Here is a 14,863-nt window from a genome sequence, read left to right on the forward strand (position 1 = left end):
CATGACTACCAAGACTGACAACCCGCAGGCCCGGGCCACCGCCCGGTTCGTGCGCACGACGCCGATGAAGGCGCGTCGCGTGCTCGCGCTGGTTCGCGGCAAGAAGGTCGACGAAGCGCTGGACATCCTGCGCTTCGCGCCCCAGGCCGCGAGCGAGCCCGTGTACAAGGTGCTCGAGTCCGCGATCGCCAACGCCGAGAACAACCAGGATCTGGACCGCCGGACCCTGGTCGTCGCCGAGGCGTTCGCCGACGAGGGCCCGACCATGAAGCGGTTCCAGCCGCGTGCCCAGGGACGTGCGTTCCGCATCCGCAAGCGCACGAGCCACATCACCGTGATCGTCGAGAGCATCTCTGACGCGTCCGCCGGCGGACGTGCCCGGTCGCGCCAGCCCAAGAAGGGAGCCCAGTAGTGGGTCAGAAAATCAACCCCCACGGCTTCCGTCTGGGCATCACCACCGACTGGAGCTCGCGTTGGTACGCCGACAAGCAGTACGCGGAGTACGTGAAGGAAGACGTCGCCATCCGCAAGCTCCTTTCGACGGGGCTCGAGCGGGCCGGCATCGCCAAGGTGGAGATCGAGCGCACGCGTGACCGCGTCCGCGTCGACATCCACACCGCTCGTCCGGGCATCGTCATCGGCCGCCGCGGCGCCGAGGCCGATCGCATCCGCGGCGACCTGGAGAAGCTCACCGGCAAGCAGGTGCAGCTGAACATCCTCGAGGTGAAGAACGCCGAGTCGCAGGCTCAGCTCGTCGCCCAGGGTGTCGCCGAGCAGCTGAGCAACCGCGTGGCGTTCCGCCGTGCGATGCGCAAGGCGATCCAGTCGGCGATGCGTCAGCCGAACGTCAAGGGCATCCGTGTCCAGTGCTCGGGCCGCCTCGGCGGTGCCGAGATGAGCCGTAGCGAGTTCTACCGCGAAGGCCGCGTTCCGCTGCACACCTTGCGCGCCGACATCGACTACGGCCTGTACGAGGCCAAGACCACCTTCGGCCGCATAGGCGTGAAGGTCTGGATCTACAAGGGCGACGTCGTCGGTGGCCGCCGCGAGCTGGCAGCCGCTGCCGCCGCTCCGGCCGGTGACGACCGTCGTTCGCGCCGTCCCAGCCGTCCGCGTCGCAGCGGTGCCTCGGGCACCACGGCGACCAGCACCGAGGCGGGGCGTGCGGCAGAGTCCGCCGTCGCCGAGGGTGCTGACGTTGCGGTCGAGGCTGCGCCCGCGACCGAGCCTGCGTCCGCGCAGGAGAACCAGGAGAGCTAGCCATGTTGATCCCACGTCGGGTTAAACACCGCAAGCAGCACCACCCGAGCCTCAAGGGGCGAGCCTCCGGCGGCACCAAGGTGACCTTCGGCGACTACGGCATCCAGGCGCTCGAGGGTGCGTACATCACGAACCGTCAGATCGAATCTGCGCGTATCGCCATCAACCGGCACATCAAGCGTGGCGGCAAGGTGTGGATCAACATCTTCCCCGACCGTCCGCTGACGAAGAAGCCCGCCGAGACCCGCATGGGTTCCGGTAAGGGTTCGCCGGAGTGGTGGGTGGCCCCGGTGAAGCCGGGCCGCGTGCTCTTCGAGATGACCTACCCCAACGAGGAGATTGCCCGCGAGGCCCTGCGCCGCGCGCAGCACAAGCTCCCGATCAAGACCCGTATCGTGACGCGAGAGGAGCGCTTCTGATGGCACTGGGAACTGCTGCTACCGAACTGCGCGAGCTCGACGACGCTGAGCTGATCGCTCGCCTCAAGGAGTCGAAGGAAGAGCTGTTCAACCTTCGCTTCCAGACGGCGACCGGTTCGCTCGACAACAACCGCCGGTTGCGCGTCGTGCGTCGCGAGATCGCCCGTATCTACACCGTCATGCGCGAGCGCGAGCTCGGGCTCGCGGGCGGGCCGGAGGCTGACGCATGAGTGAGGACAAGAACGTGACGACCGAAGAGACCCGGGCCAGCCGCAAAGAGCGGATCGGCTACGTGGTCAGCGACAAGATGCAGAAGACGATCGTCGTCGAGCTGGAGGACCGCAAGAGCCACCCGCTGTACGGCAAGATCATCCGCACCACCAGCAAGGTGAAGGCCCACGACGAGAACGGGGACGCCGGTGTCGGCGACCGCGTGCGACTCATGGAGACCCGCCCGCTGAGCGCGACCAAGCGCTGGCGCCTGGTGGAGGTGCTGGAGAAGGCCAAGTAGGCCAGCTGGTACCGCCGAGACTACAACCGGCCCGCTTCCCCCTGAGGGAGGCGGGCCGGTTGTCGTTGGCAGGCCGACAATTTCGTCCGCTGTGGCCGGTGTCGTGGTCATAGTGACCACTGATGGGCGCCCAGACGACGTTTTTAGTCGGTCGGCGACGGGTCGTCGACGATGTTGGCCGACGTGTGGTTGATCGTCGCCGCCTTGGCGGAGAGCCAGTCGACGTAGGCCAGGCCGATCGCCGAGAGGATGAATGCCATATGGATGATCGTCTGCCACATCAGCTTGTCCGTGCCGTGCGGCGTGTTGACCGTGGCGCCGGCCTCGATGAACGACTTGAGAAGGTGGATCGACGAGATGCCGATGATCGACATCGCCAGCTTCACCTTCAGCACGTTCGGGTTGACGTGTGAAAGCCACTCGGGCTTGTCGGGGTGGCTCTCCATGCCGATGCGCGAGACGAAGGTCTCGTAGCCGCCGATGATGACCATGATGAGCAGGTTCGCGATCATGACCACGTCGACGAGGCCGAGCACGATGAGCATGACCTGCTCTTCGGAGAGGCTTCCGAAGTCGGTCACCAGGTGGATGAGTTCTTTCCAGAACACCACCACGTACACGGCTTGGGCGACGATGAGGCCGATGTAGAGCGGTGCTTGCAGCCAGCGGCTGACGAAGATCGACGACCCGATGAAGCGGACGAAGGATTCCTGGGCTGGGTGCCTCGGGGAGATTTGCGGAGGAGCGGTTTCCATAACGTCGAACAGCGTAGCCGACGGATCAGCGTCGGTGCGTGCTTGTCATTCGGCTGCGCGCAACTCGATCCCGATGTTGTTCTTCGCCCCGCCCCGCAGCTTGGAGAAGAAGGTGAAACCGCGTCCGATCAATCCGTAGCGTCGGTTGATCGCGCCGTAGACGTCATTGTTCTGCGCGGGGTCGAGCAGACGCGCGACGGCCTCGACCGGTTCGCCCTTGACCTTGCCGCGCACGTCGCAGGCGGCGATCGTGACGCGCGGGGTGTTGCGGATGCGCTTCACCTTCCACGCGGACGATTCGGAGATCACCCACGCCGCGCCGTCGTCGGCCGGCGACGGCGCGATCCACACCGCGGTCGGTTTGGGCCGGCCGTCCTTGGTGAAGGTGGTCAGGCTGACGTATTGCGAGCGGGCGACGTCGTCGAAGGTCGGTGACATGTTCTCGATTATTCCCGACGATGAATCAGTTCCGCGAGGTCGCCGCCTTGGCGTAGCCGCGCAGGGCCGGATAGGCGAAGACCGCGACCAGCGCGATCGCCCATGCGACGACGATGAGGAGGTTACCGGCGACGGGTCCACCCGCGGCGAGGTTGCGCATGACCTCGATGGCCGGTGTCATCGGCTGGTAGCGCACCAGCGGCTGCAGCCAGCCCGGGTATCCGTCGGCGGGGGCGAAGCCGGAGTTGAAGAACATGAGGACACTGCAGAGCAGTGACAGCAGCGGCACGATGGGCCCGCCGGGCGGGAAGGTGACCGCCAGCGCGAGGACCAGCACGGCGAACATGCCGCCGAAGAGCAGGGCGACGCCGAAGATTCCGAGCACCGGGAGGAACCCCTGCGTGAAGCGGAACCCGATCGCGTAGCCGGCGACGAGAAGAATGCCGGTGGTGATGACGATCCGGACGAGTTCCGCGGCGACCCGCGAGCTGAGATCGGCGGTCCGGTTGATCGGCAGCGTCGCCAGCCTGGCCAGGAGGCCGGTGCTGCGTTCGGTGTTCAACCGCACGGCAGCGGCGATGGAGCCGAACATCGCACTGATCAGAATGACCATCGGCACCGTGCCGAAGGCGCTGTCCTGCCCGGTCGCCGAGCCGATGACGTCCCCGAGCACCACCTTGAACAGGATCAGCGCCAGCAGCGGGCTGACCAGCGCGGAGATGAGGGTGAACGGGTCGCGCAGCCACACCATGACCTGGCGGCCGGTGAGGATCCACGTCTGCGACATCCAGCCGCGCGGTGCTGGAGCCGCCGGTGGACCGGCAGCGACCCGTCCGATGCTCGTCGGTTGCGTCATCGCCGACGCCCCTTCCGCGCCGCGAAGAAGGTGAGGGCCGCGGCGAGCACGGCCAGGCCGGCCACCCACGCGACGGCGGCGCCGGCCCGGGTCGCCGACCCCGCGCTGTCGAATTCGCGCATGGCCTCGGCCCACACCGAGATCGGCTGGTGCTCGGCGAATCCGCGGATCCACGCCGGAAACCGCTCGGCCGGGACGAAGCCGGTGGACACCATGCCCAGAATCAGGATCGGCAGGGTGAGGATCTGGCTGGTGGCCTGCGGGGACGGCGCGAGGATGCCGAGAGCGTCGCCGATGGTGAACGCCAGCGCCCCGATCGCGGCCGCCAGCGCGAGCAGCGCGACGGTGCCGGTGACACCGCCGTGCGGGCGCCAGCCGATGAGGAGGACAACGGCCACACCGCACACCAGCGAGACTGCCAGCATCAGCAGGTTCGCGGTGAACCGTGCGGCCGGCGGTACCAGCGAGTGCATGGGCAGTGACTGGAAGCGCGCGGTGATACCGGTCGTGCGGTCGATCGAGGACCGTGCCGCGGCGGCCGACGCGGTGAAGGCGACGGATTGAAGCAGGATGATCGGCGTGAGGAACTGCGCGTAGTCCATGCCGGGCGCATCCATGACGCTGCGCAGCGGAAGGTAGAAGCACACCGCCAGGAAGGCGGGGGAGACGAACGCGAACACGATCTCGCCGCTGACCACGACCTTGCGCATGGCCCGCGCGGACAGCGTCCACCATTGGCGCGCGGCGTTGGGCGTGACGTCGGCCCCCCGGACGAGGACCGATCCGTCCGACACCGGCGGTGCGGCGATGGCCACGGCTATCGAGTCCCCGGGGGCTGGTTGCCCGGCCCGGTCAGCGCGAGGAAGACGTCGTCGAGCGAGGGGCGCCGCATGGTGATGTCGGCCAGCTCGATACCGGCGTCGGTGGTGCGCCGGACGATCTCCACCAAGACGTCGGTGCCCGACGGCGCCGGTACCGAGAGTGAGACGTCGTCGCGGTGACCGGTGTGTCCGAGTAGATCGGCCAGCACCGACTCCAGGTGGCGAAGCTCGGTGAGGTGCGCGGGCGTGACCTGGCAGTAGGAGCTGCCGGTCTGGTTCTTGAGTTGCTCGGCCGTGCCCGCCGCGATGATCCGCCCGTGATCGATCACGACGATCTCGTCGGAGAGGAGGTCGGCCTCCTCCAGGTACTGGGTGGTCAGCAGGATGGTCACGCCCTGCTCGCGCAGGCGTTCCACCAGATTCCACACGTCCTGCCGGCTGCGCGGATCCAGACCGGTGGTCGGCTCGTCGAGGAACACCACCTCCGGCGACGTCACGAGCCCGCATGCCAGGTCGACGCGGCGACGCATCCCCCCGGAATACTCCGAGACGCGCTTGGCTCCGGCTTCGACGAGGTCGAACTGGGCGAGCAACTCGTCGGCACGCTGCTGGGCCTGCGCCTTGCGCAGTCCGTGGAGCCGGCCGAACAGGACGAGGTTCTCCCGCCCGCTGAGGGACTCGTCGAGCGCGGCGAACTGGCCGGTCAGAGCGATGCGCCTGCGGACCTCTCCGCCCGCCTTCACGACGTCGTGGCCGGCGACGCTGGCGGAGCCGGAATCGGGCTTGAGCAGTGTCGTCAACAGGTTGACGGTGGTGGTCTTGCCTGCGCCGTTCGGGCCGAGGAGGGCGAGCACAGAGCCGGAGGCGACGGAAAACGTGACGCCGTCGACCGCGATCTGGCCGTCGAAGGACTTGGTCAGGCCGGTGGCCTCGATCGCCGGGGCGCTGAGCGGGACACGGGTACGGGCGACGCGGGATGCCGAGGTGCGCGGCGGGACGGGCGTCTGCTCGACGAGCCACCCGGTCGATATCGGGGCAGACGGGGGACCGGACGGCGGCTCGGCCGGGATCTCGGTGACCGGCTCGCTGCCGTAGTAGTCGTCGTAGACCTCGGGCGCATCGGCGGCGACCGGCGTGATGTTCGGCGAGGACACCGGCTCGGGTTGTTCGGGCACCTCCACGCGGGCGTGTCTCCCGGTGCGCGTCACCGGGCTCGACGGCGTGATGTTGGTCGGCCGCGGGACGGCCGGGCGGATCGGCACCGTCGGCGCATCGTCGATGAAGGCCGGGGCGGCCGGGGCCTCGGCGGCCCACGGATCGCCGACCTGACGCTGGGCCCCGGACACCGGCTGCCGCGTCGCGGCCGATTCCACATGCCACTGAATCCGCGGAGGGGTGTTCGGCGTAGGCTCGGCGTCGGAACGGTCGTACACGACCCAGCCACCGACCTCCTCGTCGCCTGCCATGGTCGCTCCCCCTCGGTGATCGGCTGCGTGACGCTTTTCGATGTCGGCGGTCGCACCGTTACCGTCGGTATACTCGGTCGTTCGTTCGGCCCAAGTGCGACGCCGCTACGGGTGTGACCCGTGAGGACCACGTTAGCGTTGCCTGGGTAAAAGGCTGCGGTGACACTCGCGGCGGTCGCCGTCGGGTTGGGTAACAACCGGGCAGGTGAACGCGAAATACTTCATTGACGCGCGTTAGGAGGTCGGGGTGATGTCGCAGCGCACGCACGGAGATGCCGTGGGTTCGTCGGATATCCTCCCGCTGACCCCGGCGCAGCGCGGGATGTGGTTCGCCGAGAACCTCTCGCCGGACTATTCGGTGAACGTCGCGCAGTACCTCGATCTGCGGTACGAACCGGGAGCTTTCGACCACAAGTTGTTCGCCGACTGCACCAAGGCGGCGTGCCAGGTCCTCGAGTCCCCGTACGTGCGCGTCGTGGACTACCCCGACGGCACGCCGGGACAGGTCGTCGATCTCGACCTGGACTATTCGGTCGAGATCCTGGACTTCCGCGACGAGGCGGACCCCGAGACGGCGGCGCTGGACTGGATGAAGGCCGAATACCAGCGGCCGATCGATCTCTACCGGGACGACCCGGTGGTCGCCAAGCTCATCCGGATCGCTGACGATCGCACCTTCTGGTACGGCCGCGGCCACCACATCGTCATCGACGGTTACGCGGCGCTGACCATGGTGCGGATGACCGTCGACCGGTACAACGCCGCGCGCCGGGGCATGGAGCTGGCGGAGAAGCCGGGCGCCACGATGACCGAGATCGTCGCGGACGAGCAGAAGTACCAGGAGAGCTCCCGCCGGGAGAGCGACGGCGCACACTGGCGCGAGGTGATGGCGGATCTGCCGGAGCGCGTGACCCTGAGCCGGCGACCGGCGGCGACCGGCCTGGCCCCGCAGAACATCGTCGCGAGCAGCGCGCTGACGCCGGAGGTGCAGGCGCGGGTCGAGCAGGTCGCCGCCGATCTCAACAGCTCGATGGCGATGGTGCTGGCCGCCGCGTACGGCGCTTTCCTCTACCGCATGACCGGCAACGACGACGTGCTCATCAGCCTGCCGGTGACCGGCCGGGCCACCGCGAAGATCAAACGGGCCGGCGGCATGCTGTCCAACATCCTTCCCGTCCGGATGAAGGGTCTCGCGGGAGTGACGGTGGCCGACCTGGTCCGTTCGGTCCAGGTCGAGATGACCGGCGCGCTGCGCCACCAGCGTTACCGGTCCGACGACATCCGTCGCGACGCGGGGCTCGACACCGACGCCGTCGGTTTCGGCCCGACCATCAACATGGTGTTCTTCGACGCGCCGATCGAGATCGACGGCGCCACCGTCGATTACCGCATCCTGGCGTCCGGGATCCTCGAAGACCTGCTGGTGAACCTGTACCAGGCCAGTCCGAGTGCGCCGTTGGTCGTCGACCTGCACGGCAACCCCTACCGCTACACCCAGGCCGAGATGGACATCCACCACCGCCGGTTCATGGCCTTCGTCGAAGGGTTCGTGGCTGACGCCGCCGCGCCGGTGCGGGCGTTGCCGCTGCTGCTGCCCGGGGAGGAGGCGAGGCTGCGGGAATTCGAGCGCGGACCGGCGCGCGAGGTCGCCGACGAGCATCTCTTGGACCGCTTCGTCGCGCAGGTGCGCTCGACGCCCGACGCGATCGCCGTCTGCGACGGCGATGCCGAATACACCTACGCCGAATTCGACGCGATCCGCTCGGCGACGGCCCGTCTCCTGCGGGAACACGGCGTCGGCACCGGCGACCGCGTCGCCGTCGTCCTGGAACGCGGAATCGCCCAGGTCGCCGCCGTCTACGCGGTGGTGACCCTCGGCGCGGCCTATGTCCCGATCGACCCGCAGGACCCCGCCGCCCGACGCGAATCCGTCTTGGCCGCGGCGAGACCGACGGTCACCGTCGACGAGCGGTTCCTCACCGACAACGACTTCTCGCCGACCGCTGCGCCCGCGGAACCTCCCGAACCTCTCGCGGGGACGGGCAGCCCGCCCTACGTCATCTTCACCTCCGGCTCGACCGGCACGCCGAAGGGCGTCGAAGTGGGGATGGCGGCCGTGGTCAACCGCCTTGCCTGGATGCGCGAAGACCACCCGCTCAGTCCGGCCGACGCGGTGCTCTACAAGACCCCCATCACCTTCGACGTGTCCGTCGGAGAGCTGTTCGGTCCGCTGCAGGTCGGTGCGCGCATGGTGATCGCCCGGCCGGGAGGGCATCGCGACCCGGAGTATCTGAAGGCGCTGATGGCGGAGCGGGAGGTGACCGTCACCCATTTCGTGCCGTCGATGCTCGACGTGTTCCTCGAGGCGGTGGGTACCTCGTCCTCGGCCGGCACCGGCCTGCCGCCTTCGCTCCGCCGGATCATCACCTCGGGCGAGGCCCTGACGTGGGAGCTCGCCGGCGGCGTGCGCGACTGCGGCGACGTCGAGCTGCTCAACCTCTACGGCCCCACCGAGGCCGCCGTCGAGGTCACCGCGTACCGGGTCGCCGGCGTCGAGGACGCCGGCGGCGTCCCGATCGGGCGGCCCGTCGCGAACACCGAGATCCTGGTGCTCGACAAGCACCTGCGACGGCTGCCGGTGGGCGCGGTCGGGGAGATGTACCTGTGCGGTTCGCAGGTGGCCCACGGTTATATCGGCCAGCCCGGGCTGACCGCCGAGCGGTTCGTCGCGCACCCCTACGCCGACGGCGAGCGCATGTACCGCACCGGAGACCTCGTCCGGTGGCGCGACGACGGCAACCTGGAATACCTGGGGCGCGTGGACTTCCAGGTGAAGATCCGCGGCCAGCGCGTCGAACTGGGCGAGATCGAGTCGGTGCTGCTGGCCGACCCCGCCGTCGACTCGGCGGCCTCGGTGGTCCGGGAACTCGACTCCGGGACCAGCGTGGTCGCCTACGTCCGTGCTCCGCACGCGGACCCGGAACTGGTCGACCGGCTCGAGAAGCACTGCACCGCGACGCTGCCCGCGCACATGGTGCCCGCCGCCGTCGTCGCTCTCGACGAGTTCCCGACGACGTCGTCGGGCAAGCTGGACCGCCGCGCGCTGCCCGAGCCCACGATCGTCGACCGGGCCGCGGTCGACTACGTCGCACCGGTCTCGGAGGTGGAGAAGAAGATCGCCAACCGGATCGAGGAGGTCCTAGGGCTGGAACGGGTCGGCTTGCGCGACAACCTGTTCGCCCTCGGGGCCGACTCGCTGGCGGCCGCGCGGCTGGCGACCCAGTTGCGGACCCGCGACGACCTGGAGGTCCCGCTCACCGCGATCTTCGCCGGCCCCGACGTCGCCGCACTCGCGCGGGCAGCCGATACCGACTCGGCGGCGCAGCACCCGCGGCTCACCGCCGCCGAGCGGCCCGACACGATTCCGGTGTCGGCCGCGCAGACCAGACTGTGGTTCATCAACCGGCTCGATCCCGACTCGGCCGCCTACAACATGCCCGGCGCGGTCCGACTCGGGCCCGAGGTCGACTTCGCCGCTCTGCGGCAGGCGATCGCCGACGTGGTCATTCGCCACGAGTCGTTGCGCACCCGGTTCGTGGAGGTCGACGGCGAGCCGACCCAGGTGATCGACCCCGTCGAGACGGTGACCCCCGACGCGGTGGTCGGCGTCGTCGAGACCGACGATGTCGACGCCGCGGTCGCTCGCACCGCGTCGACCGGGTTCGATCTCGCCGGCGGCGCGTTCCGCGCAGTGCTGCTGCGCGGTCCGGACGCGAACGTGCTAGTCGTCGTCCTGCACCACATCGTCGGCGATGGGGCGTCGCTGCGCCCGCTCATCGCCGACGTCCTGATCGCCTACAACGCGCGGCGCCACGGGTTCGCACCGTACTTCCCGCCGCTGCCCGTCCAGTACGCCGACTACGCCCTCTGGTACGACGAACTCCTCGGCGACCCCGCCGAGCCCGCATCGCTGGCGCACCGCGAGATCGAATACTGGGCTCGGCGCCTCGACGGCGCGCCCGAGGTCATCACCCTGCCCACCGACCGGCCCCGGCCGCGGCGCCCGTCCGGCCGCGGGGACTACGTCGACCTGATGCTCTCCGAATCGGTGCTCGCGTCGCTGCGCGACCTTGCCGCCGGAGCGGGCGTCACCCTGTTCAGCGTCGTGGAGGCAGCGCTGGCCGTGGTGTTGTCGCGGCTCGCCGACAGCGACGACGTGGTCATCGGCACCGCCGTCGCCGGACGCGACGAACCGGAGGTCGCCGACCTGATCGGCATGTTCGTCAACACCGTTGCCCTGCGGTCGACGATCAGGCCCGAACTGACCGTGCGCGAACTGCTCGGCCGCGCCCAACAGGGCCGCGCCGAAGCGCTGGCGCACGCGACCACCCCGTTCGAGCAGGTCGTCGACGCCGTCGCGCCCAGCCGAACCCTCGCCCACAGCCCCATCTTTCAGGTCGCGCTCACGATGGTCACCGATGCGGTCGCCGGGATCGACCACGAACTCGGCTTCGAGGTGATCTCCTCCCGCGTGCCCGCCGCGAAGTACGACTTGGCGCTGACCGCGACGGAGTATGTCGGCGCCGGCCGGATGGGCATCGAGTTCAACTACGCCACCGATCTGTTCGACCGTGCCACGGTCGAGTCCTTCGCCGACTACCTGCGGCGGGTTCTGACGTCGATGGCACAGCACCCGGACCTGTCGGTCGGCCGGATCGACCTGCTCGCGCCCCGGCAGATCGCCGACGCGGTCGGCACGGTCGAGCCGGTCGCTTCGCCGCGCACGCTGCGGGCCTTCGTCGCCGAATGGCTCGCCACCGCCTGCGCCCGCGACGATCAGGCTCTCCTGGTCGGCGATGCGACGCTGACCGCCACCGCGGCGTCGTCACGCATCAACCAGCTCGCCCGCGAACTGATCGCCCGTGGCGCCGGGCCCGCGACGACCGTCGCCGTGCGCATCCCGCGTTCCGTCGATTCAGTGGTCGCGATGCTGGCGACCGCCGTGACCGGCGCGGCGTTCGTCTTCATCGACCCGAAGAATCCGGTCGGGCGGCAGGAGGCGCTGGTCGCCGACAGCGGTGCCGTACTGGGGATCACGACCACCGCGGTCGCCGCGCCCGGCGACACCGTCGACTGGGTGGTGCTGCAGGACGAGTCGACCGAGCTGCACCTGGCCGGTCACCCGACGACCGCGGTAGCCGACGCCGAGTTGCCCCGCCCGATCCATCTCGACGAGACCGCCTACCTGATCTACACCTCGGGATCGACCGGCCGTCCGAAGGCCGTCGACGTCACCCATCGGGGATTGGCCAACCTGATCGCCAATCAGCGCTCGATCCTCGGATTGGACGGCGAATCGGTCGTCCTGCACGTGGCGTCCCCGGCCTTCGACGCCATGGTGTTCGAGCTGACGATGGCGATCGGCGCGGGTGCCCGCCTGGCCGTCGCCGCCCCCGACCGCTTCGCCGGCCCCGAGCTGGAGCAGACGATCGCCGACGGCGGGGTGACCCACGCGGTGATGACGCCGACCGTGCTCGCCACCCTCGACCCGGCCGCGGTTCCGACGCTGTCGACCGTCCTCAGCGCCGGCGAGGCCTGCCCCGACGAACTCGCCCGCACCTGGGAGGAGCGCAGCCGGTTCTTCAACCTGTACGGGCCCAGCGAGTTCACCATCTGGGCGACGGCCGACGGTCCGATCTCCGTCGGCGCTCCCATCACGATCGGGCCCGCGCTGCCCGGTGTGCGGGCACTGGTGCTCGACAGCGGACTGCGGCCGACGCCGCCCGGCGTCGTCGGCGATCTATACCTGAGCGGCATCCAGGTCGCGCGCGGCTACCGCAATCGCGCGGATCTGACGGCTGCGGCGTTCGTCGCCGACCCGTTCGGCACGGGCGAGCGCATCTACCGGACCGGCGACCGAGTCGTCCGTCGGGCCGACGGCAAGTTCGTCTACCACGGTCGAAGCGACTTCCAGCTCAAGATCCGCGGCCTGCGCATCGAACCGGGCGAGATCGACGCGGTTCTGGCAACCCACCCGACGGTCGCCAACGCGCTGTCGGTGGGCGTGAACGGGCCGGCCGGTGACACCGTCCTGGCCACCTACGTGGCCCCCCGGCCGGGCGAGACGATCGTTCCCGATGCGCTCCTGGCCTACGCGCGCGACCACCTGCCCGATCACCTGGTGCCGCAGACGGTCAAAGTGGTCGACACGTTCCCGCGGACACCGATCGGCAAGATCGACCGCGCCGCGCTTCCGGCCATCGAGTTCGCCACCGCCGCCTACGTCGCCCCGCGCACCGAACTGGAGGCCACGGTCGCCGGCGTCGTCGCGTCGGTGCTCGGACTCGACCAGGTCAGCGTGACGAGCGGGTTCTTCGAAGTCGGCGGCAACTCGCTCTCGGCGGCGAAGCTGGCCGCGCGCCTCTCGGCGACCCTCGACCGGCCCGTCGGGGTGGAGGCGGTCTTCGAGGCGCCGACCCCGGCAGAGCTGGCCGCCCGTCTCGCCGATGAGCACCGTGGCGTGGTGGCCCCGCCGCTCGTCGCCCGGCCGCGCGCCGCCATGGTGCCGGTGTCCGCGGCGCAGCGGGGCATGTGGCTGCTCAACCGGGCCGATCCGGAGTCCTCGGCCTACAACGTCGCCCTCACGCTCCGACTGTCCGGGGCGCTCGACGTCGAAGCGCTGCGCGCGGCCCTCGTCGACGTCATCGACCGGCACGAGTCGCTGCGCACCATGTACCCGATGATCAACCGGGTACCGGTGCAGGTCATCGAGAGCACCGAAGCCGTCGCCGCCCAGGTCGACCTCCCGGTCACCGACCTCACGACCGGCGGCGCCGACGACGTCGCCGCCGCGCTGGCGAACGTGACCGATACCGGATTCGACGTCACCGCGGCCGTTCCGATCCGTGCCGCACTGCTGCGAACGGCGGAGGACGAGCACATCATTTCGCTGGTCGTCCACCACATCAGCGTCGACGGAGCGTCGATGTCGCCGCTGGCCCGCGATCTGATGGTGGCCTACGAGGCCCGGCACGGCGGTGCCGCGCCGCGCTGGGAGCCACTGCCGGTGCAGTTCGCCGACTACGCGATGTGGACCGCCGAGCGGCTGGCGATCGCCGGCGACGACGGGGTGCCCGAACGAGAGCGTCAACTGGCGTACTGGGCCGGCCGTCTCGACGGTGCGCCCGAGTTGCTGGGACTTCCCACCGACCGGCCGCGCCCGGCGGCTCCGACCTTCGCCGGCGGAGTGGTCGAGTTCGAGATTCCCGCCGAGCTGGCCGACCGATTGACCGAAACGGCCCGGGCTCACAACGCGACGCTGTTCATGGTCACCCACGCCGCGCTGGTCGCCCTGCTGCACAAGGTGGCCGGCCGGACCGACATCGTGGTGGGCACTCCCTACGCCGGCCGCGGCGCGCAGGCGCTCGACGACGTCGTCGGCATGTTCGTCAACACCATCGCGTTGCGGACCGCCGTCGAACCGGGCGAACCCTTCGAGGATCTCGTGACGGCCGTCCGGCGCAGCGACCTCGCCGACCTCGCGCATTCCGACGTGGCGTTCGAGGAGGTGGTGACCGCGCTCGGGCGCGGCAGCACCGCCGGATACAACCCGTTGTTCCAGGTGTTGTTCACCTTCCAGAACCTCGCCTTCCCGACGGTCGAGCTCGCCGGTCTGCGCGTCGAGCCGGAGTCGGTGCCGACGGCCACCGTGCAGACCGACCTGGCGCTGACCCTGTTCCCCAGTGATCCGCTCACCGGCCGCGTCGACGGCGGGATCCGCGCGACCTGGACCTACGCCAGCGAATTATTCGATGAGAAGACGGTCAGGCGGTTCGCCGATTGGTACGTCACGCTCCTCGAAGCGGTCGCCGACAACCCGGCCGTCGCGGTCGGCGACCTCGCTTTGGAGACCGTCGTGCGGCCGACCGCCCCCGACGTCGACACGTCGGTGCCGCTCCCGCTGCCGCAGGCCGTCGCCGTGGCGGCCTCCTCGGCGCCGGACCGGATCGCCACCGAGCTGGACGGCGCCTCGGTCACGCTGGGCGAGTTGGCCGCGGGTGCGGCCGCCCTGGTCGCGGTCCTGCCGGATTCGGACGGCGGATCGGCACTCACGACCGCACTCTTCTCGGCGTTGCCGGGATTGGCCGTCGGCGGCCCGCAGGCGTTGGACCAGGTGCTCACCGAACTGCGGCACAACTGTGACGACGTGTTGCACGGCAACGGCGACGACGTCTTGTACAACGACGGCGACCGAGCCCGTAACGTCGACGGAAGAACCGACGAAAACCCGGCTGTAACTCTGCCCGCCTCGACGGACGAAGGAACCCCTGATTAACG

The 14,863-nt window shown here is 69.6% G+C and carries 11 protein-coding genes; 6 read left to right on the forward strand and 5 right to left on the reverse strand.

The window, feature by feature from the left end:
- Position 1 precedes the first annotated feature (1 nt).
- Genes rplV through rpsQ form a run of 5 tightly spaced genes read left to right on the forward strand, consistent with a single transcriptional unit; the run spans position 2 to position 2,190 of the window.
- Positions 2-412, forward strand: a complete 411-nt coding sequence (gene rplV / locus GOARA_RS01470; protein WP_007320501.1) for a 50S ribosomal protein L22 — start codon at positions 2-4, stop codon at positions 410-412.
- The gene (gene rpsC, locus GOARA_RS01475; protein ID WP_007320502.1) at positions 412-1,260 is read left to right on the forward strand and encodes a 30S ribosomal protein S3; all 849 of its coding nucleotides are present in this window, start codon (positions 412-414) and stop codon (positions 1,258-1,260) included. The genes rplV and rpsC overlap by 1 nt, the downstream gene beginning before the upstream one ends.
- 2 nt (positions 1,261-1,262) lie before the next feature.
- Positions 1,263-1,679: a 50S ribosomal protein L16 gene (gene rplP / locus GOARA_RS01480; RefSeq protein ID WP_007320503.1), complete on the forward strand. Its 417-nt coding sequence runs from the start codon at positions 1,263-1,265 to the stop codon at positions 1,677-1,679.
- On the forward strand, positions 1,679-1,909 hold the full coding sequence (gene rpmC / locus GOARA_RS01485) for a 50S ribosomal protein L29 (protein WP_007320504.1): 231 nt from the start codon (positions 1,679-1,681) through the stop codon (positions 1,907-1,909). The genes rplP and rpmC overlap by 1 nt, the downstream gene beginning before the upstream one ends.
- Positions 1,906-2,190 carry a 30S ribosomal protein S17 gene (gene rpsQ / locus GOARA_RS01490; protein ID WP_007320505.1) on the forward strand — a complete coding sequence of 95 codons (285 nt, stop codon included), beginning with the start codon at positions 1,906-1,908 and terminating at the stop codon, positions 2,188-2,190. The genes rpmC and rpsQ overlap by 4 nt, the downstream gene beginning before the upstream one ends.
- A gap of 143 nt (positions 2,191-2,333) precedes the next feature.
- On the opposite strand, the gene GOARA_RS01495 is transcribed toward rpsQ, so the two are convergent.
- The 5 genes from GOARA_RS01495 to GOARA_RS18730 are packed head-to-tail and all read right to left on the reverse strand — an operon-like array spanning position 2,334 to position 6,526.
- Entirely contained in the window at positions 2,334-2,945 is a 612-nt protein-coding gene (locus GOARA_RS01495; protein ID WP_007320506.1) for a TIGR00645 family protein, read from the reverse strand.
- A gap of 45 nt (positions 2,946-2,990) precedes the next feature.
- Positions 2,991-3,383: a PPOX class F420-dependent oxidoreductase gene (locus GOARA_RS01500; protein ID WP_007320507.1), complete on the reverse strand. Its 393-nt coding sequence runs from the start codon at positions 3,381-3,383 to the stop codon at positions 2,991-2,993.
- A gap of 25 nt (positions 3,384-3,408) precedes the next feature.
- On the reverse strand, positions 3,409-4,239 hold the full coding sequence (locus GOARA_RS01505; protein WP_007320508.1) for an ABC transporter permease: 831 nt from the start codon (positions 4,237-4,239) through the stop codon (positions 3,409-3,411).
- On the reverse strand, positions 4,236-5,054 hold the full coding sequence (locus GOARA_RS01510; protein ID WP_007320509.1) for an ABC transporter permease: 819 nt from the start codon (positions 5,052-5,054) through the stop codon (positions 4,236-4,238). Before GOARA_RS01510 ends, GOARA_RS01505 begins: the two co-directional genes overlap by 4 nt.
- A gap of 2 nt (positions 5,055-5,056) precedes the next feature.
- On the reverse strand, positions 5,057-6,526 hold the full coding sequence (locus GOARA_RS18730) for an ATP-binding cassette domain-containing protein (RefSeq protein ID WP_007320510.1): 1,470 nt from the start codon (positions 6,524-6,526) through the stop codon (positions 5,057-5,059).
- Positions 6,527-6,776: 250 nt separating this feature from the next.
- On the opposite strand from GOARA_RS18730, the gene GOARA_RS01520 reads away from it, so the two are divergent.
- Positions 6,777-14,861, forward strand: coding sequence for a non-ribosomal peptide synthetase (locus GOARA_RS01520; protein WP_040521404.1), 8,085 nt, complete (start codon positions 6,777-6,779; stop codon positions 14,859-14,861).
- The last annotated feature ends 2 nt before the right edge of the window (positions 14,862-14,863 follow it).

Source organism: Gordonia araii NBRC 100433 (genome assembly GCF_000241265.1).
Taxonomy (GTDB): domain Bacteria; phylum Actinomycetota; class Actinomycetes; order Mycobacteriales; family Mycobacteriaceae; genus Gordonia; species Gordonia araii.

What these genes read in the sequence shown, in the direction of transcription:
- rplV (WP_007320501.1), top strand. Translation starts at nt 2, where the DNA reads ATGACTACCAAGACTGACAACCCGCAGGCCCGGGCCACCGCCCGGTTC.
- rpsQ (WP_007320505.1), top strand. Translation starts at nt 1,906, where the DNA reads ATGAGTGAGGACAAGAACGTGACGACCGAAGAGACCCGGGCCAGCCGC.
- GOARA_RS18730 (WP_007320510.1), bottom strand. Translation starts at nt 6,526, where the DNA reads ATGGCAGGCGACGAGGAGGTCGGTGGCTGGGTCGTGTACGACCGTTCC.
- GOARA_RS01500 (WP_007320507.1), bottom strand. Translation starts at nt 3,383, where the DNA reads ATGTCACCGACCTTCGACGACGTCGCCCGCTCGCAATACGTCAGCCTG.
- GOARA_RS01495 (WP_007320506.1), bottom strand. Translation starts at nt 2,945, where the DNA reads ATGGAAACCGCTCCTCCGCAAATCTCCCCGAGGCACCCAGCCCAGGAA.
- GOARA_RS01505 (WP_007320508.1), bottom strand. Translation starts at nt 4,239, where the DNA reads ATGACGCAACCGACGAGCATCGGACGGGTCGCTGCCGGTCCACCGGCG.
- GOARA_RS01520 (WP_040521404.1), top strand. Translation starts at nt 6,777, where the DNA reads ATGTCGCAGCGCACGCACGGAGATGCCGTGGGTTCGTCGGATATCCTC.
- rplP (WP_007320503.1), top strand. Translation starts at nt 1,263, where the DNA reads ATGTTGATCCCACGTCGGGTTAAACACCGCAAGCAGCACCACCCGAGC.
- rpmC (WP_007320504.1), top strand. Translation starts at nt 1,679, where the DNA reads ATGGCACTGGGAACTGCTGCTACCGAACTGCGCGAGCTCGACGACGCT.